The organism is Hymenobacter baengnokdamensis, assembly GCF_008728635.1.
In the GTDB taxonomy this organism is placed as follows: Bacteria; Bacteroidota; Bacteroidia; order Cytophagales; family Hymenobacteraceae; genus Hymenobacter; species Hymenobacter baengnokdamensis.
In genome coordinates this window covers 3,391,832-3,417,861 of sequence record NZ_CP044285.1, presented here as the reverse complement: position 1 = coordinate 3,417,861, position 26,030 = coordinate 3,391,832, and the positions used below count along the sequence as shown (strand labels likewise).

The window sequence follows — 26,030 nt, the reverse complement described above, 5'->3', positions numbered from 1 at the left end:
CGTGAGTAGTAAAAAGCCCCGCGTACCAGTCTGGTACGCGGGGCTTTTTCTTAAAGCAGCTTCCAAATTGGTGTAAGGGGCACCAGTGTGCTACTCGTCTTTTACTACAATCCTGGTAATCTCGTCGTTGCCCCGAATCTGGTCAATCACGTCCAGGCCCTCTACCACTTTGCCGAACACGGTATGCACGCGGTCGAGGTGGGCGGTATTGTCGCGCGAGTGGGCGATAAAAAACTGCGAGCCGCCGGTGTTTTTGCCGGCGTGGGCCATGCTAAGGGCGCCGCGCTCGTGGTACTGGTGGCCGCCGCTGGTTTCGCAGTCGATTTTGTAGCCGGGGCCGCCGGTGCCGGGCGCGCCTTTGGCGCCGGGCTTGGTGTTGGGGTCGCCGCCCTGAATCACAAAATTCGGGATAACGCGGTGAAACTTGGTGCCGTCGTAGAAGCCTTTCTTGGCCAGGTCGGTGAAGTTTTTCACGGTGTTGGGCGCGTCCTGCTCGTAGAACTCGACTTTCATGATGCCCTTAGGCGTGTGGATTTCAGCGGTTTTCATCGAAAAAATAAGCGGTGTGAAGGGTGGGAAAATGGCCCAGCATATGCCGTAGGCCCTGCGAAGGTAAAACAGGCCGTGTCGGGTTGGGGTTTGCTAAACCGAAGGCCCTGGCTATTACGTAATCTTGCGCCAGAGTTCCACTTTTTTCCTCCTTTCTATTTTTTCATGAAGAAGCTATTCTTCCCGCTGGCCGCCCTTACCCTCAGTCTTGGTTTCACAAGCTGCGGCGGCGACAAAACCACCGAAACCACCACGACTACTGAAAAAAGCACCGCTAACCCCGCCGATTCGGTAGCCGCGATGGCCGGCGACTCGGCCCGCATGGCCAAGCCCAAGGGCGTACTGGTAGACGGCGTAGCCATGACGGCCGACAAAGACATCGTTGACAATGCTGCTGCCGCCAAGAGCGTAAGCACGCTGGTAGCATTGGTGAAGCAGGCCGGCCTGGTTGAGACCCTGAAAGGCACGGGGCCCTTCACGGTTTTTGCGCCTACCAACGCGGCTTTTAACAAGCTGCCGAAGGCAGCCGTGGCGGCCCTGCAAGACCCCGCCAACGCGGCTAAGCTTAAGGGCGTGCTCACCTACCACGTTATCCCCGGCCGCCTCGTGGCCGCCGACCTCAAAGACGGCCAGGAGTTGACTACCGTGAACGGCGAGAAGCTGCACATCTCGGTGAAGGATGGCAAAGTGATGGTAGGCAACGGCAAAGACGCCCCCGCCACGGTGCAGATTGCCGACGTGATTTCCAAGAACGGCGTGACGCACATCATTGATACCGTGGTGCTCCCGCTGGCGAAGTAGACATTAATGGTTAATGCATAAATGGTTAATGTTGCTCCGATACGTTGAGTATATTAATCATTAACCATTAACTATTCATGCATTAACCATTAATGAAGTCCCGCGTCTTCCGATACTCTTTTGGCGAAGCTGGCCCAGTCCACGTCGGGCTCGCCCAGGGCCACGGTGGCGGTGAGGCGGTCGCGGATGAGGTTGGCAAAGGGCATGGGCACCTCATTCTTATAAGCCTCCTGCACCACCAGGTTCATGTCTTTGCGGATAATGGCGGGCGGCGCGCCCACCGGCTGGTAGTGCTGCTCGGCAATGAGCTTGCCGTAGCTTTTATAAATCGGGTTGTTGAAGAGGGTGCTGGTTAGCATCTCGTAGAAGCCCACGCGGTCGAGGCCGCACTTTTCGGCCAGCGTCAGGGCTTCGGCCATCCCTTCAATCACGGTGCCGAGCAGGAAGTTGCCGCAGAGCTTGGCCACGCTGGCCGCGCCGGGGTCGTCGCCAAAGTCGTGGGTGCCCTGGCCGATGGCGGCCTGCGCCGGTCTGAGCCGCTCGCGGGCTTCGGCCGGCCCCGAAGAGCCAATCCAGAGCTTACCGGCGGCCGCCACGTCGGGCTTGCCAAACACCGGCGAGGCTACCAAGAAGGAGCCGTGCGCGGCGTGCGCCTCGGCCAGGCGGCGGTTGGTATCGGGCGCTACGGTGCTGCACGAGGCATGGATGGCGCCCTTACGCAGGGTGGTGAGGATGCCGTTGGGGCCGGTGGTAAGGTCCGTAAGCGCGTGGTCGTCGGTAACCATCGTAAACACGATATCGGCCTCGCGCACGGCTTCGGCGGGCGTGGCCGCCACGGTAGCGCCCTGCCGGCGCAGGGGCTCGGCCTTGTCGGCGCTGCGGTTATAAACGGTAAGGGGAAAGCCGGCTTTAAGCAGGTTGGCCGCCATGGCGGCACCCATGCTGCCCAGGCCCAGAAAAGCAATTTTCATTATTTTTAATAGAGGATATGTGGAAAATGTGGGAGAAGTGCAGAATGTGGGAGATGTGAAGAATGTGGGAGAAGTGTAGAATGTGGGAGAAGTGTAGAATGTGGGAGATGTGGAGAATGTGAGAATGTGGAAGCTGCTTCTTTCTATTCCTCACATTTTCCACATTCTCACATCTTTCACATTCCTCACATTCTCCTACATTAAAAACCTAGTGCCGGTTGTCCTCATCGTGGAGCATACTCACGTAGCTTTCGTAGCGCGGCACGGCCAGCTGGCCCTTATCCACGGCTTCGCGCACGGCGCAGCCGGGCTCGTGCACGTGCTGGCAGTTGTGGTAGCGGCACTGGCCCAGCAGGGCGCGCATCTCGGGGAAGTAGCCGGCCAGCTCGGCGGCGGGCACGTCCACCAGGCCCAACTCCTTGATGCCGGGCGTATCGATAATATAGGTTTCGGGCGATACTTCCAGCATCTCGGCGAAGGTCGTCGTGTGCTTGCCCTTATCTGAAAAGGCGCTGATTTCGGCCGTTTTCAAATCCAGGTCGGGCACCAGCACATTTATCAGCGTGCTTTTGCCCACGCCCGAGTGGCCCGACAGCAGCGAGGTCTTGCCCGGCAGCAGCGCGGCCACGGCCGCTACGTTGGCCCCGGTTTCGGCCGAGCACAGCACGCTGGGGTAGCCCAGGCTGGCGTACATGCCGGCAATCTGGCGCTGATAGTCGAGCGTATCGTCGTCGTATAAGTCAGATTTATTGAAAATAAGCTGCGCCGGAATGTGGTACGCCTCGGCCGTAACCAAAAATCGGTCGATAAACCCAAACGAGGTGGCCGGCGACACCAGCGTTACTACCAGCAGCGCCTGGTCGAGGTTAGCGGCTACAATGTGGGCGTGCTCACTCTTATGTACCGAGCGCCGGATGATGTAGTTGCGGCGCGGCCGGATAGTATGAATCACGCCCGCGCCCTCCGACTGCTCCGGCAGGTCAAACTCCACCACGTCGCCCACGGCCAGTGGGTTACTCACTTTCAGCCCCTTGTTTTTAAACTTGCCCCGGAGCCGGCAGCGGTGCAGCTGTCCGCTGGTAGTGTCGCGCACCACGTACCACGAGCCGGTAGATTTAACGACGATGCCAGTCATTTTTGAGTTAAAAGTTAGGAGGTAAGAGTCAGGAGTTGAATAGGCTGTTCTGAGAAGTTAAAGACTGCCTTGCCAGAGGCCGCCCCACAACTTCTAACTTTTAACCCTTCACTTTTAACTCCCTAAGAATGCGGCTTGTGGCCCCCGCGTGCTGGTGCACGTAGTCGAGGCAAAGGTCCTGGACCTTCAGCCGCGCTTCTTCATTGTAATAGAGCCGGTCGAACGCCGCCTCCAGCTGCCGGGCCGATTGCACCGGAAACGCGCAGCCGAGCTGCACCAGCTCCACGGCTTCCTGAAACCGGGCGTAGCGCGGCCCGAAATACACGGGCAGCCCAAAGGCCGCCGCTTCCAGCGTGTTGTGCAGCCCCGCCCCAAAGGCCCCGCCGATGTAGGCAAACTGCCCAAACCGGTAAAGCTGGCTGAGCATCCCTACATTGTCGATAAGCAGCAGCCGGGCCTCGGCTACCGTGCCGGGCACGGCCCGCGAGTAGCGCAGCGTAAGGCCCGGCATGGCGGCTTCTATCTCCTGCAAATGCGCCTCCGATACCTCGTGCGGGGCCACAATAAAGCGCATGGTGCGGGCGTGCTTGCGCAGCAGCGGCGCCAGCGCGGGCAGGTCTTCGGGCCACACGCTACCGGCCACGAGCACCGGCGCGCCGTCGGCCACGAAGGCTTCGGCCAGGGGCAGGGGGCGGGCGGGGGCCAGCGCCGTTGCTGCCACGGTATCGAAGCGCGTATCGCCGGCTACGCTTACCCGCGTGAGGCCGATGCCACGCAGCAAGTCGGCGGAGGCCTCATTCTGCGTGAAAATGTGCGTCAGCTGGCCGAGAATCTGCCGAAAAAAACCTCCCCAGGGCCGGAAGAATGGCTGCTGAGGCCGGAAGATAGCCGCCACAACTACTGCCGGAATACCCTGCGCGCGCAATTCGCGCAGAAAGAAATACCAGAATTCGTACTTGACAAAGACTGCCAGCCGCGGCTGCACCGCCGCCACAAAGCGCCGGGCATTGCCGGCCGTATCGAGCGGCAGGTAAAAGACGTAGTCGGCTCCCGGCCAGCTTTTGCGCACCTCGTAGCCCGAGGGTGAGAAAAACGTGAGCACGATTTTGTGGCCGGGGTATTGCTGCCGTAGGCCCTCAATAAGCGGGCGGCCCTGCTCAAACTCGCCCAAGGAGGCGCAATGAACCCACAGGCGCGGGGCAGCATCGCCGGCCAGCGCCTGCTCAACGCGCGCCAGCAGCCCGGCGCGGCCCGCTACCCAGGCCGCCGCCTTGGGCACAAACGGAGCTACCAGGCGCAGCAGCAGCGCATAAAGCGAAAGTCCTAACGAATAGAGAAAGCGCAAAAAAGACCGTACCCGGAAAGTAAAAGTCCGGCTGCGGTCCCAAAATTAACGCTTTCGAGGGGTTATGGGGCTGGCCTGGCATCGGCCAACTAGCTAGCTCCTGACTTTCAGCCGATAATTCCCTCCTCCGCTTCCCAGTTAGCCGGGCAGGTTTCGCCGTGCTCCTCAAAGTGACGCAGGGCATCTACCACGCGCAGGGCATCGGAGATACGGCGGCCCAGAAAGCGGTCGTTCACGAGCTGGTGGCGCACAATACCGTCGCGGTCAATCAAAAACAGGCCCCGGTAGGCCTGGGCGGTGCCTATGAAGACCATTTCGCCCGATTCGTTGTAGTCGTAGTGACCAGCCAGTACATCGTAATTTGCCGATATGGTCTTGGTCGCGTCGGCCACGAGCGGATACGTTACCCCCACGATGCCGCCCTCATCGAGCGGCGTGCGCAACCAGGCCTGGTGCACCTGGTGCGAATCGGTGCTGCACCCGATAACGGCGACGCCGCGCCGCTCAAACTCGGGCAGCATCTGCTGAAAAGCCAGCAGCTCGGTAGGGCAGAGGCCCGAAAAGTCGGCGGGGTAAAAAAACAGCAGCACGTAGCGCTTGCCGAGGTAGCGGTCGAGCGAAAAATCAGCTTCTACCTGCTGGCCGATAACGGCATACGCCTTAAAAGCAGGCGCGCGCTTGCCAACGAGAACGGACATTTACTTAGTAGTTAATGGTTAATGAGTAGTGGTTAATGACGCTGGATTAGGTAGTTATGGCGGCCGGCCTGGATTACCCAACGACCTCTAAACGGTAATTGGTAGGCATAGTTATTTGTGCACTAAAAACTGAAACGTGCTGCGCGTGCGCTGCTCCAGCAGCAGCGTGCGCCCGGCCGTGAGCTGCTCAATGCTGGCCTGGTCGTAATGCTTAATTGTAAAGAGCGTCAAATCAGTATTATACTGCACCCGAAACTGCGCGTGCAACAGCTCCAAAAGCCGCTGCACGCGCAGCGCATTGTAGTCGGTGCACACCGAAAAGCTGATGGCTGAGTTCTGCATGAGGTTGATTTTGAGCCGCGCCTGGGCCAGCGCGCCGAATATCACTTCCAGGTTTTCTTCCGAGATAAACGCGAAATCCTTGCTCTCGAACGACAGCAGACACTGTCCCGCCTTGCAGATAAACGCGGGCACCAGCGGCGGGTGCTGGCAGTCGTGGATGAGCGTGCCCGGCGCCTCGGGGTTCAGAAACGACTTTACGCGTAGCGGAATGTGACGCTCGGCCAGCGGTTTCAGGGTTTTGGGGTGAATGACACTGGCCCCGTAAAACGCCATCTCGATGGTTTCCTGGTAGCTGATTTCGGGGTACAGCACCGTGTCAGGAAATATTTTAGGGTCGGCGTTGAGCAGGCCCGGCACGTCCTTCCAGATGGTGACGCTTTCGGCATTCAGGCAATAGGCGAAGATGGCGGCCGAGTAGTCGGAGCCCTCGCGGCCGAGGGTGGTGGTGCGACCGTCGGCGGTGCCACCAATAAAGCCTTCTGTTACAATGATTCTAGCTCCGGATTTTACGGCCTTGGTTACGGCTTGCCGTGTAAGACGCTCGGTTTCCGGCCAATCTACGCGGCCTTCGCGCCAGCTTGTATTGGTGCGGAGCATGGTGGTGGCTGCCAGGTGAGTTACTTCTGACGGCTCGAATTCAGTTAGCAAAGCTATACGTACAAACTCGGCGGAAATACGTTCTCCCAGGCTCACAATCTGGTCGTAACCCTCATCATAGTCAGCTTTTACGCGGCCAAAGAATGCGGAGGCAAATGCACTGAAATGATACTTTAAAATTCCTTCAACCGGACCAAATGGTCGAATCCGCTCCATTGGTACTTTTTGGACAACCTCTTGTCCAATGAGCGCGTGGTACCGATGAGTAGTTACCTCTTTATGATAGTAGTCTTGTCCTTTATAACCCAAATCATATAGCTCCTCCAGCGCATTCGTCGTCTTGCCCATCGCCGATACCACAATCAGCAGCGGACCCTGAGGCCCAAAGTCGCGCACGATGCGACAGAGGTTGAGAATCGCCGCCGCGTCTTTCACCGAGGCGCCGCCAAATTTGTAGACCTGCAAGCCCGTTAGTTCTTTTCCCATAAGCCCCAAAACTAGCCCATGCGCCGCTTTTGGGCGCTCGGCCCGGCAATGGTAGCTTTGTGCTAGCTCTTTCCGATTCCCTAGCCACCCTTCATGGACCACAACAGACTCGCCCTGCCCGTCGGCACCACCCTCGACCGCTTCATCATGCGCAAGCAGGAAGATTTTCCGTACGCCACCGGCGAGCTTTCGCAACTGCTGCGGGACATTGCGCTGGCGGCCAAAATCGTGAACCGCGAAATCAACCGCTCGGGCCTCATCGACATTGCCGGGGCCTACGGCAACCGCAACGTGCAGGGCGAAGACCAGCAGAAGCTCGACGTGATTGCCAACATTCGCTTCATCCGGGCGCTGCGCAACGGCGGCGAGGTGTGCACCATTATCTCGGAGGAGGATGAGGATATCATCCAGACCGGCAACACCCAGGGCAAATACGTGGTGGCCATCGACCCGCTCGACGGCTCTTCCAACATCGACGTCAACGTCAGTATCGGCACCATTTTCAGCATCTACCGCCGCATTTCGCCCACCGGCCGCGAGGGCAACAGCGCCGACTGCCTCCAGCCCGGTACCCACCAGGTGGCCGCCGGCTACGTCATATATGGCTCCAGCACTATGTTGGTGTACACCACCGGCAATGGCGTCAACGGCTTTACCTACGAGCCCAGCCTGGGCGAGTTTTTCCTCTCGCACCCCGATATCCAGACGCCCAAAACCGGTAAGGTCTATTCCATCAACGAGGGCTCATCGGAGTCGTTTTCGCCCGGCGTGGCGGCTTTTGTCAAGCATTGCAAAGACTCGAGCTTTTCGGCCCGCTACATCGGCTCGCTCGTGGCCGACTTTCACCGCAACCTGCTGAAGGGCGGTATCTACATCTACCCCGCCACGGCCAAGGATAAGAACGGGAAGCTACGCCTTATGTACGAGTGTAATCCACTGGCTTTCATTGTAGAGCAGGCCGGTGGCAAAAGCTCCAACGGCGAGCAGCGCACCCTCGAAATCGAGCCTAAAACCTGCCACGAGCGCTGCCCGGTATTTATCGGCAGCCGCGAGCTGGTAGAGCAGGCCGAAGCCTTTCTGGCCCAGGAAATACAGGAAGCAACCAAAGAATAATGTTTTTCATATATAAAAAAGCCGTTCCTGCTTGCAGGAACGGCTTTTTGCTTTTTAAGTCAAGTTAAGAGTAGCCGGTGAGGCAGTCAGGCAATTAGTCAGGCTTTTTGGCGCTCTTCTTAGCGGCCGGGGCCTTTTCCTGCGTCACTTCGGGGTTGCCGGTCGGGGTTGCCGCGGGGTCGGCCTCGCCAATTACGCCGCCGGTGCTCAGGGGCTCATCCGTAGCCGGGGCAGCCTCGGCCTGAGTGGGCTGGTAGGGCAGGTGCTGGCTCACGATAGTGTACCAGTTTGTCAGCTTCTTAATATCGGACAGGTACACGCGCTGGCGGTCATACTCGGGCATTACTTCGGCCAGGAAGCCGGTTAGCTCTGCCTCGCTCGACTTGCCCGAAACCGGCAGGCTGGCCCCGTACTTCTGATAGATGCGCTCAAATACATCGGTCAGCGGCAGCGTGTCGTCCGAATCCTGGGCATAAATACCTATTTCGCTCAGCAGCGACACTTTGTTGCTGGCTGGGGCCAGCGAGCGCGTTGCCTTGGCATCGAGGGTTTCGACCAACACACCGTGGCGCGCCGGGCGCACCAGGCGGTACAAGCCACTCTGGCCGCTGATGGCGGCCAACTCTTTCAAATCGTAGGGCATTCGTTTTTAATGATTAATTTTTTAATGATTAACGGTTAATTATTAAGCTGGGCCTGGAAAACAAAAATTAACCATTGACCATTAAATAATTAACCATTAAAACTAGTTTTCCAGCGCGTTTGAGCCAGTAACTCCGAGCTTGAAATCGATGGGCAGGCTGGTCAGGATGGGGTATTCGGGTTTCTTGAATTTGAGCAGGCGCACCACGCGGGCGGCCTCCTCGCCGGTGCCACCGCCCACCTGCTTCACAATGCGCAGGCCCTGAATATTACCATCGGGGTTGAGCGTAAAGCTGATGATGCAGCGGCCCTGCATACGGTTGCGCTTGGCCAGCAGCGGGTATTTCAGCTCCTTGGCAATGAAGGCATACATGGCATCCTGGCCACCTTCGTAATACTTGGCTACCGGAATTTCGGTGCCTACGTGGTTGAGCCCGGTGCCCTGCTCGGTCTGCGGCACGGTTTGGGAGGGCGGCACCGTGTTGGGCTTGGTCGTCTGCGCGTGGGCCGGGGCCAGCAGGGCGCACAAAGCCAGCGGCGTCAGCAGTAGTTTTTTCATGGGGATAGTAAAACAGGTCAGGATGAAACGGGCGGCTAAGGCAATTGGTGGGCCAAAAGTACTTAAGCGTCCGCCGCATCGGCTGCTACCTGCCGGTTTATTTCCGTGATAAAGTTTAGTACTTCCTCGCGGCCCAGCCCGGTTTCGGCCGACGTCACAAAGTAGCGCGGCAGCTCATCCCAGGTTTCGCCCATCTTCGCCAGATAATTGCTGATCAAAGCTTTCGTCTGGCTGGTGGACTGCTTGTCGGTTTTCGTAAAAATCATTACGAAGGGTACGCCCGCCTCCCCCAGCTTTTCCATAAAGTCCAGGTCGACGGCCTGCGGCGCGTGGCGCGAATCGAGGAGCACGCATACGCAGGTGAGATTTTCGCGCTTGGTGAGGTAGGCATTTATCATCTTGCCCCAGTCGGAGCGCGAACTCTTGCTCACGCGCGCATAGCCGTAGCCCGGCAGGTCGACCAGGTACCACTCATCATTAATATTGAAGTGATTAATGACCTGCGTTTTGCCCGGCGTGCTCGAGGTTTTGGCCAGTGCCTGGCGGCCCGTCAGCATGTTTATCAGCGACGACTTGCCCACGTTGGAGCGCCCGATAAAGGCGTATTCGGGGCGGTCGGGGGCCGGGCAGGCGGCCACCTGCGTATTACTAACTAAAAAAGTTGCTTCACGAATTACCATTTGCGGGTTACCTATCGGACGATGCAGGTACAAAGATGCGTTGGACTACGGGTGCCGGCCGAGTTACCAGCTCCGGCAGCTATAGTACAGCATTCGGTAAATAGTTGTCTTTCAAAACCTGCCACTATATTTGCGCCGCTCCCATTCCGCTCTTTTGCCGCTTCGCAAACGCCTGATTACCGCCGCTGGCCTATTTTAGTGCCCCTGGCCAGCCCGCGTACCCGCGCTTTGCCGGTATATTTGTTGCTTCCAAGGGCCAATGGCCTCGTTATTTTTAGACAGCAGCTGGCTAATCGGGCCAACCCTGTCGCCTAATTTTAGTATAAGTCGCCAAAACGAGTGTGCTAGTGGCCTGCTTACGCCGACATTATACTAAAGCCACTTCTTCGCTCTTCCTTTTAAATTTTCCAAACACCCTTTTTTCAATGGACAACGTATCCAAAAGGCTGCTGCAAGCTTCCTACGCGCTAGCCCTGACTGCGGCCGTGGCTACTTCGGCCCAGGCACAGAGCACCCGCAAGGACCTGCAAACCGGCAACAAGCTGTTCAACCAGGAGAACTACCGCGCTTCCATCCCTTACTACGAGCGGGTAATTGCCAAAGACCCTAACAACGCGCAGGCGCTGTTTCGGGCGGGGGTAGCGTATTTGTCCTTTGACAAAGAGAAAGCCAGCGACTACATCTATAAAGCGCAGAAGCTGAAGCCGAAAGTATCGAAAGACGTAGAGTACTGGCTGGGTCGCGTCGACCACCTCAACTACAACTTCGATGAGGCTATCACGCACTACCAGGCCTACAACGCTACGCTGAAAAAGAAAAACGACACGCGCCGTGAGGAAGTGGCGCAGCTGATTCAGCACAGCAAAAACGCTAAAATTCTGTTCAACGCGCCCAAGGACATCTTCGTGAAGAACCTGGGTCCGACCGTGAACACCCAGTACTCGGAGCACAGCCCGGTTATCTCGTCGGATGATAAGACGCTGATTTTCACGACGCGTGCCAACCCGACCGATATCCCCGGCCTCGATAGCAAAGCCCGCAATAAAACGGCGGCCGATGGCGAGTACTACGAGGGTATCGTGGAAACTCACCGCATCGATGCCGACAACTGGGAGAAGCCCCGCTCGCTGTCGGCGGCGCTTAACAGCAAAGGCCACGATGCGTCGGACCAGCTGTTCGACAACGATACCAAGCTGCTCATGTATCGCAGCGATGAGGATGGCGACGTCTTCGTAGCTTCAAAGCAGGCCGGTGGCGACTGGGGCAACCCGGTAAAGCTGAACAGCAACATCAACTCGAAGCAGTACGAGGGTGACGCTTACATCACGCCCGATGGCTTGACGCTATACTTCTCTACCTCGCGGTACTCGGAAGACGGCAACCTGGACCTGTACTACAGCACCCGCACCGCCGGCGGCGACTGGGGGCCGGCTAAGTCGCTGGGCAGCACCATCAACACCAAGTACGACGAGGACAGCCCGTACATGAGCCGCGATGGCAAGACGCTGTATTTCAGCTCGCGTGGTCACAACACGATGGGCGACTACGACATCTTCAAGTCGCAGTACGACAGCATCGGCCACAAGTGGGGCCGGCCCGAGAACATGGGCTATCCCATCAACACGCCGGACGCTGACTCGTACTACCGCCTGGCTCCCGATGGCACGTACGCCTACCTCAGCTCGTACCGCATCGGCGGCTACGGTGAGAAGGACATCTACACCATCAGCTACATCAAGAACATCAACATCAAGGGCTCGGTGTTCTCGAAACGCGACAGCACCCAGGCCATCCCCGGCGTGGAGCTGGTGTTCAACGGGACGCAGGCCGACAAAACGGCCATCAGCTTCCGTGATGTAACCAAGCCCGATGGTACGTATCAGGTGAAAGTTCTTTCGGCCCGTACCTACCAGGTAGCGGTGAACAAGGACGGTAAGAACATTGAGACGCAGGAATTTGCGGTGCCAATTTCGACCAATGACTCGACGAGCATCACTAAGAATTTCTACGTCGATTATATTGACACGACGCAAATCAACCCTATTGCCAAATACAAAATCTATTTCGATACTGACAAATACAAACTGCGTCCGGAATCGATTAAGGTTTTGAACAGTATCAGCACTGTTCTGAAAGCAAACACGGGCCTCAACATCTCGATTGAGGGTAACTGCGACTCGCGCAATACGGATGAGTACAACATGGTACTCGGCCAGAACCGCGCCGATGCTGCCAAGAACTACCTCGTGAAGCAAGGTGTGGCCTCGGCCCGCCTCACTACGGTAAGCTACGGCGAGCGCAAGCCCGCTGCCCCGAACGATTCGCCCGAGAACATGCAGCTTAACCGCCGCGACGAGTTTAAGGTGGTGCTGAAAGAGGGTGAGAAAATGCCCATGATTCAGCCCGCAACTTCAACTACCACTACTACTTCTTCCACCTCCAGCTCGTCGACTATGGCGGCTCCCGGAGCCCCGCTGCCCGGCAAGAGCAAAGTGCGCCTGGCCGACGGTACCAAGGTGAAAACCAAGGTGGATGAGTCAAGCGACAAGGTAAAAGTGAAAACCAAAGGCGCCGCCGGCGAGAAGTCGAAGACGATTTCGAAAGACGGCGAGCTGGAGTCGAAGGCAAAAGACGCTTCGGGCGAGAAAGCCAAAGTAAAAACCTCTAACTAGTCGTTTTTTCTTACTCTTTGCCAGAAAATAAAACGGCCGGACAAACAGTCCGGCCGTTTTTTTGTCCTGACTGCAAAGCGACTATCATCCGCTACGCGACAACGGCCTTGCCGCCGCACAATTTTTGCGGAGCGTTGCCGTTATTTGCACTCCTCCCTATGGCCGTAGTACCCTATAAAGAAGACGCCGCCGATAAGAAATCGCAGGTGGCCCGCATGTTTGACAACATTGCCGGCAAGTATGATTTCCTAAACCACTTTCTGAGTGCGGGCACCGATATTTACTGGCGTCGGAAAGCCGTAAATGAGCTTAAAGCGCTACGTCCGGCCCGCATTCTGGACATTGCGACCGGTACGGCCGACTTTGCCATTGAAACGCTCCGTGCTGCCGCACCCAACGCCCAGGTAACGGGCGTTGACATATCGGCCGGTATGCTGGAAGTGGGCCGCCAGAAGCTGGTGGAGAAGAAGCTCAGTCACCGCATTAAGCTGGAGCTGGCCGATTCGGAAAACCTGCCGTTTGAAGACAACCAGTTTGACGCTGTAACGGCCTCCTTCGGCGTGCGCAACTTTGCCCACCTCGAGCGCGGTCTGGCTGAGATGTACCGGGTACTGCGCCCCGGCGGGCAGCTTGTTATCCTGGAGTTCAGCAAGCCGACGGCTTTTCCGCTCAAGCAAGCGTATAATTTTTATTTCAGTCGGGTACTGCCGGTTTTTGGCAAAGTAATTTCCAAAGACCAGAGCGCCTACACCTACCTGCCCGAGTCGGTGCAGGCATTTCCCGACGGCGCCGAGTTCGTGGCTATTCTGGGTCGCGTCGGCTTTACTACTCCTGCATGGCAACCACTTACGTTTGGCATAAGCTCCATTTATACGGCTCGCAAATAGCGCGAATAAGCCCCTGGCGTGGCCTGCTGCCGCTGTTGGGCCTGCTGCTGCTGGCTGGCCCGGCGCTGGCCCAGCGCAAGCGCAGCGATGCCATCGACCGCAGCCGTAAAGGGCACATCAAGGGGATTACTGTCGAGAACCTGTCAAACTATAACGACCGGTTTTTTCGGCCCGGTATTTACATCGCGCCTAATTTCTCGCGGTTTTTTCTGGAGCAGTCGGCCGCCTATTTCCAGGCGGCCCAGCAGGGGCGGGGCATCTCGGCCAATTCTATTATCAGTCCGGGGTTTGCAGTAGGCTTTATTGGGGATATTCGGTTAGGCAATCCGGGCACTCCGTTTCACCTGCGCTTTACGCCGGGCCTTAATTTCCTGACGCGCCGGGTCGAGTTCCTGAGCGCCGGGGCTGGGCAGCCCGATACCATTCGCACCCAGGAAGTCAGCACTACCCAGCTGGAGCTGCCGATACTACTCAAATACCAGTCGAACCGCCGCCGCAACACGCGCTTTTACATGATTGGCGGCCTCAAGCCCAGCTTTGCCGTAACGCAGCGCCAGAATACGCCGGCCATTAACCAGATTACCGTGGCCCGCGACGACCTGATGCTGGAGTATGGCGTTGGGCTGGATTTATTTTACCCTTACTTCAAGTTTGGGCCCGAGCTGCGCTTTTCGCACGGCCTGCGCAATGTGCTGACCCCGCGCGACAACGCGTACAGCAACAGCTTGCAAAGCCTGCGCACGAATACGGTGACCCTTTACTTAAATATTGAATAATTTTTAACAGGCGGCTGCCCTGCTAAGCCAACAGTTTGCCACAATTTTTATGAAAACTGCTTTTATTACGGGAGCTTCCTCCGGCATTGGCCGGGCTACGGCGATAGCGCTGGCAAAATCGGGTTTTCAGCTGGTAATAGCCGGGCGGCGGCGCGAGCGCCTGGAAACCCTGGTGCAGGAGCTGGCCCCCACGCCGGTGCATATCCTGACCTTTGATGTGCGCGACCGCGCGGCCGTGGAAGCGGCTGTAGCCGGGCTGCCCGCGCCTTTTCAGCACGTTGATGTGCTGATTAATAATGCCGGCAATGCGCACGGCATGGCGCCTGTTCAGGAGGGCGATGTAGCCGACTGGGAGGCGATGCTCGATGGCAACGTCAAGGGGCTGCTCTACGTGAGCCGGGCGGTGCTGCCACGCATGGGCGAGGGCGGCTTTATCGTCAACCTGGGCTCGATTGCTGGCTACGAGGCGTATGCCAACGGCAACGTGTATTGTGCCTCCAAGGCGGCCGTAGCCATGCTCACGCGCACCATGCGCATCGATCTGCTGCCGCGCGGCATCCGGGTGGCTGAAGTAGCTCCCGGCATGGTCGAAACTGAGTTTTCGGCGGTGCGCTTTAAAGGTGATGAAGAGCGGGCCGCCAGCGTGTACAAGGGCGTGCAGCCGCTGCAAGCCCAGGATATCGCTGAGCTCATTCAATTTATCGTAACGCGCCCGCCGCACGTACAGATTGCCGAGGCCGTCATTTTTCCGGCGGCCCAGGCGGCGGCAGCTACGGTGCGACGGCAGCCTTAGCGCATTCCCCAGGTGTGTACAGCTTGGGGCGGCAGGCTGCGCGCTCGTAACCGCTCTGGCAGGGCTACTAGGGCATAGTAGCGTGCAGCTGTTGTAGCAGTGGGCCGTGTAAGGTGTGCCCACCCGCGAAGCGATAAGTCGTAACGTCGGCGCCCAGCTGGCGAAGGGTGGCTGCCTGTTGATTGAATATGTTGTTTTTAATATATTCATCCTGGTCGCCGCAAATCAGTGTTACGGGCAAGGCAGGTAGCAGCTGCCTGGCCGCTATAGGGTCGATATCAGCCGGAAAATCGCCGGCCCACAGTACCAGCCTATGCGGACGCCAGCTGGCGGCCTCACGGCTTAGCCAGCGGCTGGCCGTAGCGGTGCCCTGCGAGAAACCCAGCACCGTAACCTGCACCCCGGCCGGGCACTCGGCCAGCAGGTGGTGGCGTAGAGCCGTGAGATAGGCGGCCTGGTCCTCGATTTCAGCCAGCCGGTCGGCGCGGGTCATCCAGGATGCACCCACGCGGCCCGCCGTGCCCGTGAGGTAAAAGCGGGAGAGGCCTTCGGGCGCTACTACAACGGTACCCACCGGGTCGGCGGCGTGCAGCGGGGCAAAGTGGCGAATAAAGTATTCGGCCAGCTGGCCGTAGCCGTGCAGCACCAGCCACAGCTGCCGGGTAGCGGGCGAGAGGCTGCCCAGCTGCTGGTAGCGCGCCGTGCGGGCAACGGGAAAATGGTGTTCCAAAGGACTATATCGACCAAAAAATGAGCTGTCAGGCCAGCGTTAGCTACGGCTGCCAAAGATGGCGCTGCCCACCCGGATAAGCGTGCTGCCCTCGGCCAGCGCCCATTCGTAGTCGGCACTCATACCCATCGAAAGCTCGCAAAAATCTTCGGCATTGGCAAAATAGGTGGCTTTCAGGTGCTCGAAATACTGACGCAGCTGCCGGAATTCGGCCCGGACCAGCGCCTCGTCGGGCGTGTGGGTAGCGATGCCCATTACGCCGGTGAGCCGCACGTGGCGCAGCGCCTGGTAGTCGGCCGACTGCAATAGCTCTTCGGCCTCGGGCAGGCTGAGGCCGGTTTTGGTTTCTTCCCGGGCAATGTGAAACTGCAGCAGGCCGCGAATAACCCGCCCGTGCCGGGCCGCCTGCTTATCCAGCTCCCGCAGCAGGCGCAGGCTGTCGATACTTTCGACGGTGTGCACAAAAGGCGCCAGGTATTTTACCTTATTCGTCTGAAGCTGACCAATCTGGTGCCACTCCACATCGGCCGGCAGCTCGGGCTGCTTGGCGGCCATTTCCTGCACCCGGTTTTCGCCGAAGCGGCGGGCCCCGGCTGCATAGGCCTCCCGCAGCCGCTCTATGGGGTGGGTTTTGGTCACCACGACCAGCCGCGCCGCGGTGCCGGTTAGCTTCTGCTCGAAGGCAGCAATATTTTCAGCGATTGACATGGGGGTTCCTAATTGTGTTTCGCTACTTGTTGTTATTTTTTTTAATATTCATAATATTCATAATATTCATAATATTCATAATATTCATAATATTCATAATATTCATAATATTCATAATATTCATAATATTCATAATATTCATAATATTCATAATATTCATAATATTCATAATATTCATAATATTCATAATATTCATAATATTCATAATATTCATAATATTCATATTTATAAATACTATGAAGGCAATAAACTATGAACGAGGAGAAACAAAAAGCTAATCTTCCAGCACATTGTTCATAAACGTGCTTTTCAGGGCTAGCCAGAGCAGCCAGAGGGCGAGGCCCAGGCCTAGGTAAGGCCGGTAAAAATCCTGCACGCTGCGGTAGCGCTGAGTGAGAATATCGGATTTTTCTAATTTATTAATTTCCCCAAATACCTGCTCCAGCGCGGCATTATCGGTGGCGCGGAAGAAACGGCCGTCGGCGGCCTGGGCGAGCTGCCGCATGGTGGTTTCGTCGAGGCGGGTTTGCACGTAGCGCGGCTTGCCGGTGAGGGAATCGCGGCCGTAGGGCACATAGCCGTCCTCGCCCAAGCCAATGGTATAGAGCCGGATACCGTAGGCGTGCGCGAGCTTGGCCGCCAGTAGTGGGTCGAGGCTGCCGGCATTGCTTTCGCCATCGGAAAGCAGCACGCACACCCGCGACCTGGCTGCCGATTCGCGCAGGCGGTTGATAGCCACCCCGAGCGCCGTGCCAATGGCCGTGCCGTCGTCGGCAATCAAGCCGGGGCGCAGGCTGCGCAGGTTTTCCAGTAGCAGGTCATAATCGGTAGTAAGCGGCACCAGAGAGTAGGCCTGCCCGGCGAAGGCCACCAGGCCAAGCCGGTCGCCGGCCCGCCGCCGTACAAAGCTGCTGGCTAATGCTTTAGCTGCTTCAAGGCGGGTGGGTTTCAGGTCTTCAATCTCCATACTGCCCGACACGTCGAGGGCCAGCACAATGTCGATGCCGCGGCCGGTTTGGATAAGGTGCTCGCTGGGGCGCTGGGGCCGGGCAACGGCAATGACCAAAAGCGCCAGACTAAGGCTGAGCACGATATCCGGCAGGAAGCGCAGGGCCGCCCGCCAGTCGGGCCGGATGCCGCCCGGTCCGAAGGCCACCACCACCTGCCGGCGCCGGCGGGCCAGCAGCCAGCGCAGCAGCGGCAGCAGCGGCACCAGCGCCAGCAGCAGCAGCAGCCGGGGGTGCTGCCACTCGTAGCCAGCCAGGGTTGCGTAAGAAAAAGAATTCATGCTGAAAGTGGCCCGAAGCCGCAAATTACGCTGCCAGGCCTATGCTGGCTGCGGCACGCGGTGCCGGTACCTTTGCCGGCACTTTATGCCCTAGCGGCCGGCCTCATGATTCGTACCGTAATTTTTGACATGGATGGTGTTATTATCGACACCGAGCCCATCCACAACCACGCATTTAATACCCAGTTTGCCGAGCTGGGTATCAGCATTACTGCTGCCGAATATGCCACCTTTCTGGGGCGCTCGACCCGCAACGTATTTGAGCGCCTTAAAGCGCAGTATAATTTACCTCAGCCAGTTGAAGCGCTGTTGCAGCGCAAGCGGGAGCTGTTTAATAAGGCATTCGACGAAGACGCGGCCCTCGACCTGCTGCCCGGCGTACGAGCGCTGCTGGAGGACCTGCGGGCAAACGGCGTGCAGATGGTCGTTGCCTCCTCGGCCTCCAAGGCCACGATTGAGCGGGTGTTCCGGCGCTTTGGCCTGGCTCCGTACTTTACGCACGTTGTTAGCGGCGAAGACTTTGCGCAGTCGAAGCCCAACCCGGCCATTTTTGTGCAGGCGGCGGCCGTGTCCGAAACCCCGGTAACCGAGTGCCTTGTTATTGAAGACTCGGCCAACGGTGTGGCAGCGGCCAAAGCAGCTGGTATCTACTGTATCGGCTACGCCAGCCCGTACTCGGCCCTGCAAAACCTTAGTCAGGCCGACCGGGTGGTTCAGGACTTTTCGGAGCTGTCGGCTCCGGAGATTCAGGCTATTTAGAGCCGTTGCCCGGACCTGAAATTTGCGCTCAGTCAGTCCTCAAATCGACCCAGCTCTGTGCTGGCAAACGTCCATTCCGGCGTTTCAAACTCGGCCTGGGCCGGGCTGGGCACGGCAAACCAGGCGCCGAGCTTTGGCTGGGCTACGTTGCGCAGCAGGTGAATACTCTGGGCCGGCATATAGCTTTGAGCCAGTAGCAGATAGCGCCGGCCGGTTTGTGAGTTTTCGGCTACGTCGACTACCAGCACGGCGTGGCCGGGGCGGCCGCCGTGCACCAGCACATCGCCGGGCTGCACTTCGGCCAGCGGCACGGGCCGCACCTCCCGGCTCAGCGAGCGGGTGCCCGCGTAGCCGAACACCGGCAGCAGGTAACGTTCCAGGGCCGCGTGCGTAATCGCCTCGGCCGGCTTGGCAGCTGCCTTTACCTCTTCGCCGTGTACCTGAAACGTGTGCCCGGCCAGGTAGTCCGAAAACCAGGTGTCGTAGCCGGTAGTCAGGTGAAAGTGAATCCGGTTTGGGTTCTGGCTAAATAAATACTCGGCGCGCAGCCGGATAACGGCATCGGCGCACTGCTGCAAGTCCCTGGTACCAGGGGCAATATCAACTACGGCCGCCACTACGGCCTGATTATCCTTTAACCGCCCATCGTAAAGGCGGGCGGGCGTGCCGGCGGGGCGAAGCGGCAGTCCGCGCAGCCACTCGCCCCACGAGCCCGGCCGTACTGCCTGGCGCTGGCAGCCCGCCGGAGCTACAAAGCGCCGATGCAGGCACTCTGCCGGCTGCGGCTGCCTTGCCAGCCAGGGGTAAGTGGGCGTAGCCGGCGTAGGTAAAAGCGCCAGCAGGGTAAAGGCCGCAATTTCCGGATAAGTCATAGCCCATTAACGCTGACTCCCTGTAAAGCAGTATAGCCTGTAAATACCTTGCCGGTTAAGGCGAGGTATTTACAGGCTATACTATGTAGAAATACTTTCCTATTTCAATGCTGTTTTCTTAGCGGCGGCCGGCTTCTTGGCTGCTGCGGGCTTTTTAGCGGGCGCTTTTTTCTTGGCAGCGGGGGCCTTGGCGGTCTTTTTGGCCGGAGCGTCAGCTTCTTTCTCGACTGACGGGGCAGCCGCTTTTTTGCCGAAGCGCCCGCCTTTGGCGGGTTTGTCGGGGGTAGCGGCGGCCAGCTCCAGGCAGCGCTCCAGCGTAAGCTCGGTGGGCTCTTCGCCCTTCGGAATCTTTACGTTCTTCTTGCCGGCTACTATGTAGGGCCCAAAGCGCCCATTAAGTACCTGAATATCGGGATTTTCAGCAAATTCCTTAATTAGTCGCTCCGCGTCGGCCTTACGCTTGGCTTCGATGAGCGTTACGGCTTCTTCGCCCGTGATGGTATGCGGGTCCTGCTCCTTGGTAAGCGAGTAAAACTTGCTGTCGTGGCGAATGTAGGGGCCGAAGCGTCCGAGCGCGGCCGTCATCTCCTTACCCTCAAACTCGCCCACCACGCGCGGCAGCTTAAACAAATCCAGCGCCTCTTCGAGGGTAATGGTTTCGATAAACTGACCTTTGCGCAGGTTGGCATAAGCAGGCTTGGTTTCGCCCTCGGTATCGCCCAGCGCCACGTAGGGGCCGTATTTGCCCAGGCGGGCCGTTATCTTCTCGCCCGTTTCGGGGTGCAGGCCGATTTCGCGGGTGCTGCTCAGCGTGCTGCGCTCAATGTCCTGCCCCCGCTCCACGCTCTTGTGAAAAGGCTCGTAGAAGCCGGCCAGCATGTGGCCCCATTCCTCCCGCCCGTTGGCAATCTGGTCAAACTCGTCTTCTACCTTAGCCGTGAACTGAAAGTCTACGATAGCGGGAAAGTGCTCAACCAGAAAATCATTGACCACCAGGGCCGTATCGGTCGGAAAAAGCTTAGCCTTGTCCGCGCCGTAGGTTTCGCTGCGCTGCTCGGTCTTCACCTCGCTGCCCACCAGCGCCAGGGCGTAAATCTTGCGCTCCTTGCCCTCCCGCGAGTCTTTTTCGACGTAGCCGCGCTTTTGCACGATGCTGATGGTGGGGGCGTAGGTGCTCGGGCGGCCGATGCCCATTTCCTCCAGCTTCTTCACCAGTGAGGCTTCGGTGTAGCGGGCCGGCGGCGTGCTGAAGCGCTCGGTGGCCGTCAGGGCCTGAAGCGGCAGGTGCTGACCTACGCTCAGCGGCGGCAGGCCGCGCGAGAAGCTGCTTTCGCCATCGGCGGGCTGGTCGTCATCGTCCTTGCTTTCGGCATAGGCTTTCAGGAAGCCCTCAAATGTAATTACCTCACCCGTTGCCGAAAACGTGGTGCCCGGCTGGGTGCTGATACCAATCACGGCTGTGGTGCGCTCAATTTGCGCGTCGGCCATCTGCGAGCCCATGGCCCGCTTGCGGATGAGGTCGTAGAGGCGCTGCTCCGAGGCATCGGCCCCGGCTTTCACCTGCTTGAAGTCGGTGGGGCGAATGGCTTCGTGAGCCTCCTGGGCCGAGGCCGACTTGGTTTTAAACTGGCGCTCCAGGGCATACTCGGCCCCGTAGGCAGCCTCAATGGCCTCGCGCGCCCCCTTGCGGGCCTCCTCGCTCAGGTTCACCGAGTCGGTTCGCATGTAGCTGATGCGGCCCGCCTCGTAGAGCTTCTGGGCCACCGTCATGGTCTGAGCCACTGAGAAGCCCAGCTTACGCGAGGCTTCCTGCTGCAGGGTAGAAGTGGTGAAGGGCGGCGCGGGGCTGCGCTTGCCCGGTTTTTTATCGAGGCTATTAATACTGTAGGTAGCCCCGATGCAGCGCGTCAGAAAGGCTTCGGCCTCTTCGCGGGTTTTGTAGCGGGTGGGCAGCTCGGCTTCCAGGGTGGTGCCCTGGCCGGCGTCGAAGCGGGCCACTACGCGGTAGGCGCTGGCCGATTTGTGCTGGTTAATCTCCCGCTCGCGGTCTACTACCAGGCGCACGGCCACGCTCTGCACGCGGCCAGCCGAGAGGCCGGCTTTCACCTTGCGCCACAGCACCGGGCTCAGCTCAAAGCCCACCAGGCGGTCGAGCACGCGGCGGGCCTGCTGGGCGTTCACCAGGTCGAGGTTTATCTCGCGCGGATTATCGATAGCCCTGAGAATAGCCGCCTTGGTAATCTCGCGAAACACAATGCGCTTTGTCTTGTCAGCCTTGAGGTTAAGCGTTTCCGACAAGTGCCAGGAAATGGCTTCGCCCTCCCGGTCATCGTCACTGGCCAGCCACACCATCTCAGCTTCCTTAGCCAGCTTTTTGAGCTGCGAAATGAGCTCGCGCTTGTCGGCATCAACCACGTAGGTGGGCTTGAAGCTGTTGGCTACATCGACGGCATTATTATCCTTGGGCAGGTCGCGGACGTGCCCGTAGCTGGAGCGCACCACGAAATCCGGGCCGAGGTAGCCTTCAATGGTTTTGGCCTTGGCGGGCGACTCGACGATAACTAGATTCTTGACCATGCAGGCGGTAGTAGGAGCGGGGTAAGGTTTTGCCGGGATGCTGAGAACGCGCACCCCGCCCGAAAAGTTGAAAACGGGCACAAAGATGCACGGTAGGCGCTGACTGCGGCCGGCAAGCTACCTTACCGACGCGATTGTATTGTCGGATTGCTTCGCGGCCCTACTTTTGTTGAGTCTCCCCGCGAGCCGCTGGTTCGCCCCACCCTCACTGCTTCCCTCCACATGGCTTCCGCCAAGAAAGCTCCCGCTTCAGAACCAGACTACGGCCTCAACGGCGAAAACCCGGATGATGCACCCGTGATGCCGGTAGTGCGCACCGACCAGACCCGCAAGCGCGGGGCCGGCCGCAACTCCGAGCTGACCGATACTGACTACGTCAACGAGCAGCTCAACCGGGTGCTCTTCGCCCTCGATGCCTTTAAAAAAGGCGACGTGTCGGTGCGCCTGACCAAGCAGAACGACGACATCTTCTCCGAAATCGCCGAAGCCTACAACTCGATGGTGGAGATGATTGGCGGGGTAGGCGGTGAGGTATCGCGCATCTCGAAGGTGGCCGGGGTTGAGGGTAACCTCAAGGCCCGCGCCTCGGCCGAGGGGGCCGCCGGCTTCTGGCGCGACATGATAAACAATATCAATGGCCTGGTGGATTCCATCGCCGTGCCGGTACTGGAGGTGGGCAAGGTGTTGAAAAACATCAGCCGGGGCAACCTGGACGAGAGCTTCCAGATTCCGGTATCGGGCGACTTCAAGGTGATGGCCGAAACTATTAACCGCACCATCGACAACCTGAACGTGTTTGCCGGTGAGGTAAGCCGCGTGGCGCAGGAAGTAGGTACGGAAGGCCGCCTCGGCGGCCAGGCCGTGGTGCCCAACGTGGGTGGCGTGTGGAAAGAGCTGACGGACAACGTAAACACGATGGCCTCGAACCTGACGAGTCAGGTGCGCGACATTGCCAACGTGGCCACGGCCGTAGCCCGCGGCGACCTCAGCCAGAAGGTAACGGTAGAGCTGAAAGGCGAGCTGCTCCAGCTTAAGCAGAACCTCAACCAGATGGTGGACTCGCTCAACCTGTTTGCTGGCGAGGTAACCCGCGTGGCCCTCGACGTGGGCACCGAAGGGAAGCTGGGCGGCCAGGCCAGTGTGCCGGGCGTATCGGGCACCTGGAAGGACCTCACCGACAACGTGAACAACATGGCCGCCAACCTGACGAGCCAGGTGCGCGACATCGCTAACGTGGCCACGGCCGTTGCCCGCGGTGACCTGAGCCAGAAAATGACGGTAAACGTTAAAGGTGAAATATTAGAATTAAAGAATATTCTGAACCAGATGGTTGACTCGCTCAACATCTTTGGTGACGAAGTAACCCGCGTGGCCCGCGAAGTAGGTACCGAAGGCAAGCTGGGCGGGCAGGCCGTGGTGCCCCGCGTTGGGGGCACCTGGAAAGAGCTGACTGACAACGTAAACACGATGGCCGCCAACCTGACGAGTCAGGTGCGCGACATTGCTAACGTGGCTACCGCGGTAGCCCGCGGCGACCTGAGCCAGAAGATGACGGTGGATGTGCAGGGCGAGATTCTCGACCTGAAAAACATTCTGAACCAGATGGTGGACTCGCTCAACATTTTCGCCGGCGAGGTAACCCGCGTGGCCCGCGAAGTGGGTACCGAGGGTATTCTGGGTGGCCAGGCCAACGTGCCCCGCGTATCGGGAACCTGGAAAGAGCTGACTGACAACGTAAACACGATGGCCTCGAACCTGACGAGCCAGGTGCGCGACATTGCCAACGTGGCTACCGCGGTGGCCCGCGGCGACCTGAGCCAGAAAATCACGGTAAACGTGCGCGGCGAGCTGCTTCAGTTGAAGGAAAACCTCAACCAGATGGTGGACTCGCTCAACGTATTCGGCGATGAGGTAACCCGGGTGGCCCGCGAAGTAGGTACCGACGGCAAGCTGGGTGGCCAGGCCGTGGTGCCCGGCGTAAAAGGTACCTGGAAAGACCTGACCGACAACGTAAATACAATGGCGGCTTCGCTCACCAGCCAGGTGCGCGACATTGCCAACGTGACGACGGCGGTGGCCCGCGGCGACCTCTCGCAGAAAGTATCAGTAGATGTGCGCGGCGAGCTGCTCGACCTTAAGGACAACATCAACCAGATGGTGGACTCGCTCAACATCTTCGCCGGCGAGGTAACCCGCGTGGCCGTGGAAGTAGGCACCGAAGGCCAGCTGGGCGGTCAGGCCAACGTACCGAACGTGAGCGGTGTGTGGAAAGACCTGACGGACAACGTAAACACAATGGCCGCCAACCTTACTACGCAGGTACGGGGTATTGTGAAGATTGTAACGGCCGTATCGCAGGGCGACCTGACCCAGAAGCTGATGCTGGAAGCGGCCGGCGAAGTAGCCGACCTGGCCCAGACCATCAACCGAATGGTGGATGACCTCAACCGCCTCGCCTCGGAAGTAAGCCGGGTGGCCCGCGTAGCTGGGGCCGAGGGCAAGCTCACCGAGCGCGCTACGGTAGGCGGCGTATCGGGCTCGTGGAAAGAACTGGTGGACACCCTCAACGCGCTGATTGAGAGCATCGCCCTGCCGGTACTCGAAGTAAGCCGCGTGGTACGGGCCATCTCGGAAGGCGACCTGACGCAGATGGTCGAGATTCAGCCTACGGGCGATATCGCCGCGATGTCGAACGCCCTGAACCTGGCCGTGGAAAACCTCAACGCCCTGCTCGGCGAAATCAACGATTCGGCGCAGGTAGTAGGTACTTCTTCGGAAGAAATGGTGGATAAGGGTCAGGAAATGAGCCGGGTAACGGTCGACGTAGCCCTGGCCATGCAGCAGATGGCCGAAGGCGCGCAGAACCAGGCATTGAAAACCGACCAGGCCTTTAAGCTGATTGAGGAAATCATGACGGCCACCAAGGAAACGGCCAACAAGGCCGATGTGGTAAACAAGTCGGCTATCATGGGTGAACAGACCTCGCAGCAGGGCCTGAAAACGGTGGCGGAAGTGGTAAAGAACATGGAAGAGATTTCCAGCGCCGCTACCCAGACCTCCCGCACCATCGAAGTACTTTCGACCCGCTCGCAGGAAATCAGCAAGTCGCTGGGCGTAATTACCGACATTGCCTCGCAAACCAACCTGCTGGCCCTGAACGCCGCCATCGAAGCGGCCCGCGCCGGCGAGGCCGGCCGCGGCTTTGCCGTAGTAGCCGAAGAGATTCGCAAGCTGGCCGAAGGCTCGCGCAAGTCGGCTAACGAGATTGCCACGCTGGTAGAAGACGTGAAGAAGGATACGACCAGCGCCGCCAGCGCCATCAGCGCGATGGAAAGCCGGGTACTGAAAGGCAAGAACGCCACCTTCGAGGCCAGCGCGGCCTTTAAGAATATTGCCACCAGCAGCGGCGAAACGCTACGCACCTCCCGCGACATTCTCACGGCTACGGCCGTGCAGCAGACCTCGATTGGCGACGTGGTGAAGTATGTGGAAGAAGTGGTAGCCATTGCCGAGCAAACGGCCACCGGCACGCAGCAGGTAGCCGGCACGGCCCGCCAGCTGTCGTCGTCGATGCAGGAGCTTACCAGCTCCTCGCAGCGCCTCTCGGATATCGCGGACGACCTCCAGGACGGCCTCGAAACCTTCCAGCTCTTCGACTACCTGCCCGAGCCCGAGCCCCAGCGCCGCGTACTGCGCCGCACAGCCCCCGTGAAGGCAGCAGCATTGGCCGCTACCTCGCCGGCAGTACGCCGCGCCACGCCGCGCCGTGCTGGCGAAGCCGCCCGCACTACCGAAAGTCCGGCCGCTCCGCCAGCGCATACCGCCAACGGCAGCAACAGTGGTAATACCACAGGCCGGACGCGCCGCGTAACCGCCATCGCCGAAGCCCAGAAAGCACAAACTAATAGCGCCAGCAAGAATGCGTCGCGGCGGCCCAAGCTCACCCCCAAGCCGGAAGCCACTGCTAAGCCGGACGCCAAGCCGGAAGCCCCCGCGGCTGAACGGCCCCGTAATCGACCCAAATCCAGGTAGGGCCCCGCCTCTGGCCAG

22 protein-coding genes are annotated in these 26,030 nt (G+C 59.0%); 8 read left to right on the top strand and 14 right to left on the bottom strand.

Going from position 1 to position 26,030, the window contains the following annotated elements:
• Positions 1-90: 90 nt before the first annotated feature.
• Positions 91-549 carry a peptidylprolyl isomerase gene (locus F6X24_RS14570; RefSeq protein ID WP_151088714.1) on the bottom strand — a complete coding sequence of 153 codons (459 nt, stop codon included), beginning with the start codon at positions 547-549 and terminating at the stop codon, positions 91-93.
• A 165-nt stretch (positions 550-714) separates the two neighbouring features.
• Here F6X24_RS14570 and F6X24_RS14565 point away from each other — a divergent pair, with 165 nt between their 5' ends.
• Complete coding sequence (locus F6X24_RS14565) at positions 715-1,350, top strand: fasciclin domain-containing protein (RefSeq protein WP_151088713.1); 636 nt, start codon at positions 715-717, stop codon at positions 1,348-1,350.
• An 89-nt stretch (positions 1,351-1,439) separates the two neighbouring features.
• On the opposite strand, the gene F6X24_RS14560 is transcribed toward F6X24_RS14565, so the two are convergent.
• The 5 genes from F6X24_RS14560 to F6X24_RS14535 all read right to left on the bottom strand — a co-directional run bounded on the left by F6X24_RS14560 (position 1,440) and on the right by F6X24_RS14535 (position 6,924).
• Positions 1,440-2,321, bottom strand: a complete 882-nt coding sequence (locus F6X24_RS14560; RefSeq protein ID WP_191906340.1) for an NAD(P)-dependent oxidoreductase — start codon at positions 2,319-2,321, stop codon at positions 1,440-1,442.
• A 208-nt stretch (positions 2,322-2,529) separates the two neighbouring features.
• Entirely contained in the window at positions 2,530-3,456 is a 927-nt protein-coding gene (gene rsgA, locus F6X24_RS14550; RefSeq protein WP_151088711.1) for a ribosome small subunit-dependent GTPase A, read from the bottom strand.
• A gap of 100 nt (positions 3,457-3,556) precedes the next feature.
• Positions 3,557-4,801: a 3-deoxy-D-manno-octulosonic acid transferase gene (locus F6X24_RS14545; protein ID WP_151088710.1), complete on the bottom strand. Its 1,245-nt coding sequence runs from the start codon at positions 4,799-4,801 to the stop codon at positions 3,557-3,559.
• A 107-nt stretch (positions 4,802-4,908) separates the two neighbouring features.
• Positions 4,909-5,499: a peroxiredoxin gene (locus F6X24_RS14540; protein WP_151088709.1), complete on the bottom strand. Its 591-nt coding sequence runs from the start codon at positions 5,497-5,499 to the stop codon at positions 4,909-4,911.
• 111 nt (positions 5,500-5,610) lie between these two features.
• Positions 5,611-6,924: an aspartate kinase gene (locus F6X24_RS14535; protein ID WP_151088708.1), complete on the bottom strand. Its 1,314-nt coding sequence runs from the start codon at positions 6,922-6,924 to the stop codon at positions 5,611-5,613.
• A 93-nt stretch (positions 6,925-7,017) separates the two neighbouring features.
• Between F6X24_RS14535 and fbp the strand changes: the two genes are divergently transcribed.
• Positions 7,018-8,037 (top strand): class 1 fructose-bisphosphatase, encoded by a 1,020-nt coding sequence (gene fbp, locus F6X24_RS14530; RefSeq protein WP_151088707.1) that lies wholly within the window; start codon positions 7,018-7,020, stop codon positions 8,035-8,037.
• Between the two features lie 94 nt (positions 8,038-8,131).
• On the opposite strand, the gene F6X24_RS14525 is transcribed toward fbp, so the two are convergent.
• The 3 genes from F6X24_RS14525 to yihA form a co-directional block, all read right to left on the bottom strand.
• Complete coding sequence (locus tag F6X24_RS14525) at positions 8,132-8,680, bottom strand: DUF5606 family protein (RefSeq protein ID WP_151088706.1); 549 nt, start codon at positions 8,678-8,680, stop codon at positions 8,132-8,134.
• A gap of 102 nt (positions 8,681-8,782) precedes the next feature.
• Positions 8,783-9,238, bottom strand: coding sequence for an energy transducer TonB (locus F6X24_RS14520; protein WP_151088705.1), 456 nt, complete (start codon positions 9,236-9,238; stop codon positions 8,783-8,785).
• Positions 9,239-9,300: 62 nt separating this feature from the next.
• On the bottom strand, positions 9,301-9,918 hold the full coding sequence (gene yihA / locus F6X24_RS14515; RefSeq protein WP_151088704.1) for a ribosome biogenesis GTP-binding protein YihA/YsxC: 618 nt from the start codon (positions 9,916-9,918) through the stop codon (positions 9,301-9,303).
• A gap of 425 nt (positions 9,919-10,343) precedes the next feature.
• On the opposite strand from yihA, the gene F6X24_RS14510 reads away from it, so the two are divergent.
• From F6X24_RS14510 to F6X24_RS14495, 4 genes are all read left to right on the top strand, one after another.
• On the top strand, positions 10,344-12,590 hold the full coding sequence (locus tag F6X24_RS14510; RefSeq protein ID WP_191906339.1) for an OmpA family protein: 2,247 nt from the start codon (positions 10,344-10,346) through the stop codon (positions 12,588-12,590).
• Positions 12,591-12,748: 158 nt separating this feature from the next.
• Positions 12,749-13,477, top strand: coding sequence for a bifunctional demethylmenaquinone methyltransferase/2-methoxy-6-polyprenyl-1,4-benzoquinol methylase UbiE (gene ubiE / locus F6X24_RS14505; RefSeq protein WP_151088703.1), 729 nt, complete (start codon positions 12,749-12,751; stop codon positions 13,475-13,477).
• Positions 13,426-14,253 (top strand): type IX secretion/gliding motility protein PorT/SprT, encoded by an 828-nt coding sequence (gene porT, locus F6X24_RS14500; RefSeq protein ID WP_151088702.1) that lies wholly within the window; start codon positions 13,426-13,428, stop codon positions 14,251-14,253. Before ubiE ends, porT begins: the two co-directional genes overlap by 52 nt.
• 49 nt (positions 14,254-14,302) lie before the next feature.
• Entirely contained in the window at positions 14,303-15,046 is a 744-nt protein-coding gene (locus F6X24_RS14495) for an SDR family NAD(P)-dependent oxidoreductase (protein ID WP_151088701.1), read from the top strand.
• A gap of 67 nt (positions 15,047-15,113) precedes the next feature.
• Here the strand turns inward: F6X24_RS14495 and F6X24_RS14490 are convergent, their stop codons facing one another.
• The 3 genes from F6X24_RS14490 to F6X24_RS14480 all read right to left on the bottom strand — a co-directional run bounded on the left by F6X24_RS14490 (position 15,114) and on the right by F6X24_RS14480 (position 17,772).
• Positions 15,114-15,776, bottom strand: coding sequence for an alpha/beta hydrolase (locus F6X24_RS14490; RefSeq protein ID WP_151088700.1), 663 nt, complete (start codon positions 15,774-15,776; stop codon positions 15,114-15,116).
• Between the two features lie 39 nt (positions 15,777-15,815).
• The gene (locus F6X24_RS14485; RefSeq protein ID WP_151088699.1) at positions 15,816-16,484 is read right to left on the bottom strand and encodes a YggS family pyridoxal phosphate-dependent enzyme; all 669 of its coding nucleotides are present in this window, start codon (positions 16,482-16,484) and stop codon (positions 15,816-15,818) included.
• Between the two features lie 274 nt (positions 16,485-16,758).
• Positions 16,759-17,772, bottom strand: a complete 1,014-nt coding sequence (locus F6X24_RS14480; RefSeq protein WP_151088698.1) for a VWA domain-containing protein — start codon at positions 17,770-17,772, stop codon at positions 16,759-16,761.
• Between the two features lie 105 nt (positions 17,773-17,877).
• Between F6X24_RS14480 and F6X24_RS14475 the strand changes: the two genes are divergently transcribed.
• Positions 17,878-18,531 carry an HAD family hydrolase gene (locus F6X24_RS14475; protein WP_151088697.1) on the top strand — a complete coding sequence of 218 codons (654 nt, stop codon included), beginning with the start codon at positions 17,878-17,880 and terminating at the stop codon, positions 18,529-18,531.
• A 32-nt stretch (positions 18,532-18,563) separates the two neighbouring features.
• Here the strand turns inward: F6X24_RS14475 and F6X24_RS14470 are convergent, their stop codons facing one another.
• Positions 18,564-19,403, bottom strand: coding sequence for a DUF4846 domain-containing protein (locus F6X24_RS14470; protein ID WP_151088696.1), 840 nt, complete (start codon positions 19,401-19,403; stop codon positions 18,564-18,566).
• A gap of 99 nt (positions 19,404-19,502) precedes the next feature.
• Positions 19,503-21,980 carry a type I DNA topoisomerase gene (gene topA / locus F6X24_RS14465; RefSeq protein ID WP_151089628.1) on the bottom strand — a complete coding sequence of 826 codons (2,478 nt, stop codon included), beginning with the start codon at positions 21,978-21,980 and terminating at the stop codon, positions 19,503-19,505.
• Positions 21,981-22,202: 222 nt separating this feature from the next.
• Between topA and F6X24_RS14460 the strand changes: the two genes are divergently transcribed.
• Entirely contained in the window at positions 22,203-26,012 is a 3,810-nt protein-coding gene (locus F6X24_RS14460) for a HAMP domain-containing protein (RefSeq protein WP_229725119.1), read from the top strand.
• Positions 26,013-26,030 lie beyond the last annotated feature (18 nt).

Excerpts from the sequence above, each read along its gene's own strand:
- F6X24_RS14570 (WP_151088714.1), bottom strand. The coding sequence starts at position 549 with ATGAAAACCGCTGAAATCCACACGCCTAAGGGCATCATGAAAGTCGAG.
- F6X24_RS14565 (WP_151088713.1), top strand. The coding sequence starts at position 715 with ATGAAGAAGCTATTCTTCCCGCTGGCCGCCCTTACCCTCAGTCTTGGT.
- F6X24_RS14560 (WP_191906340.1), bottom strand. The coding sequence starts at position 2,321 with ATGAAAATTGCTTTTCTGGGCCTGGGCAGCATGGGTGCCGCCATGGCG.
- rsgA (WP_151088711.1), bottom strand. The coding sequence starts at position 3,456 with ATGACTGGCATCGTCGTTAAATCTACCGGCTCGTGGTACGTGGTGCGC.
- F6X24_RS14540 (WP_151088709.1), bottom strand. The coding sequence starts at position 5,499 with ATGTCCGTTCTCGTTGGCAAGCGCGCGCCTGCTTTTAAGGCGTATGCC.
- F6X24_RS14535 (WP_151088708.1), bottom strand. The coding sequence starts at position 6,924 with ATGGGAAAAGAACTAACGGGCTTGCAGGTCTACAAATTTGGCGGCGCC.
- fbp (WP_151088707.1), top strand. The coding sequence starts at position 7,018 with ATGGACCACAACAGACTCGCCCTGCCCGTCGGCACCACCCTCGACCGC.
- F6X24_RS14525 (WP_151088706.1), bottom strand. The coding sequence starts at position 8,680 with ATGCCCTACGATTTGAAAGAGTTGGCCGCCATCAGCGGCCAGAGTGGC.
- F6X24_RS14520 (WP_151088705.1), bottom strand. The coding sequence starts at position 9,238 with ATGAAAAAACTACTGCTGACGCCGCTGGCTTTGTGCGCCCTGCTGGCC.
- yihA (WP_151088704.1), bottom strand. The coding sequence starts at position 9,918 with ATGGTAATTCGTGAAGCAACTTTTTTAGTTAGTAATACGCAGGTGGCC.
- F6X24_RS14510 (WP_191906339.1), top strand. The coding sequence starts at position 10,344 with ATGGACAACGTATCCAAAAGGCTGCTGCAAGCTTCCTACGCGCTAGCC.
- ubiE (WP_151088703.1), top strand. The coding sequence starts at position 12,749 with ATGGCCGTAGTACCCTATAAAGAAGACGCCGCCGATAAGAAATCGCAG.
- porT (WP_151088702.1), top strand. The coding sequence starts at position 13,426 with ATGGCAACCACTTACGTTTGGCATAAGCTCCATTTATACGGCTCGCAA.
- F6X24_RS14495 (WP_151088701.1), top strand. The coding sequence starts at position 14,303 with ATGAAAACTGCTTTTATTACGGGAGCTTCCTCCGGCATTGGCCGGGCT.
- F6X24_RS14485 (WP_151088699.1), bottom strand. The coding sequence starts at position 16,484 with ATGTCAATCGCTGAAAATATTGCTGCCTTCGAGCAGAAGCTAACCGGC.
- F6X24_RS14480 (WP_151088698.1), bottom strand. The coding sequence starts at position 17,772 with ATGAATTCTTTTTCTTACGCAACCCTGGCTGGCTACGAGTGGCAGCAC.
- F6X24_RS14475 (WP_151088697.1), top strand. The coding sequence starts at position 17,878 with ATGATTCGTACCGTAATTTTTGACATGGATGGTGTTATTATCGACACC.
- F6X24_RS14470 (WP_151088696.1), bottom strand. The coding sequence starts at position 19,403 with ATGACTTATCCGGAAATTGCGGCCTTTACCCTGCTGGCGCTTTTACCT.
- topA (WP_151089628.1), bottom strand. The coding sequence starts at position 21,980 with ATGGTCAAGAATCTAGTTATCGTCGAGTCGCCCGCCAAGGCCAAAACC.
- F6X24_RS14460 (WP_229725119.1), top strand. The coding sequence starts at position 22,203 with ATGGCTTCCGCCAAGAAAGCTCCCGCTTCAGAACCAGACTACGGCCTC.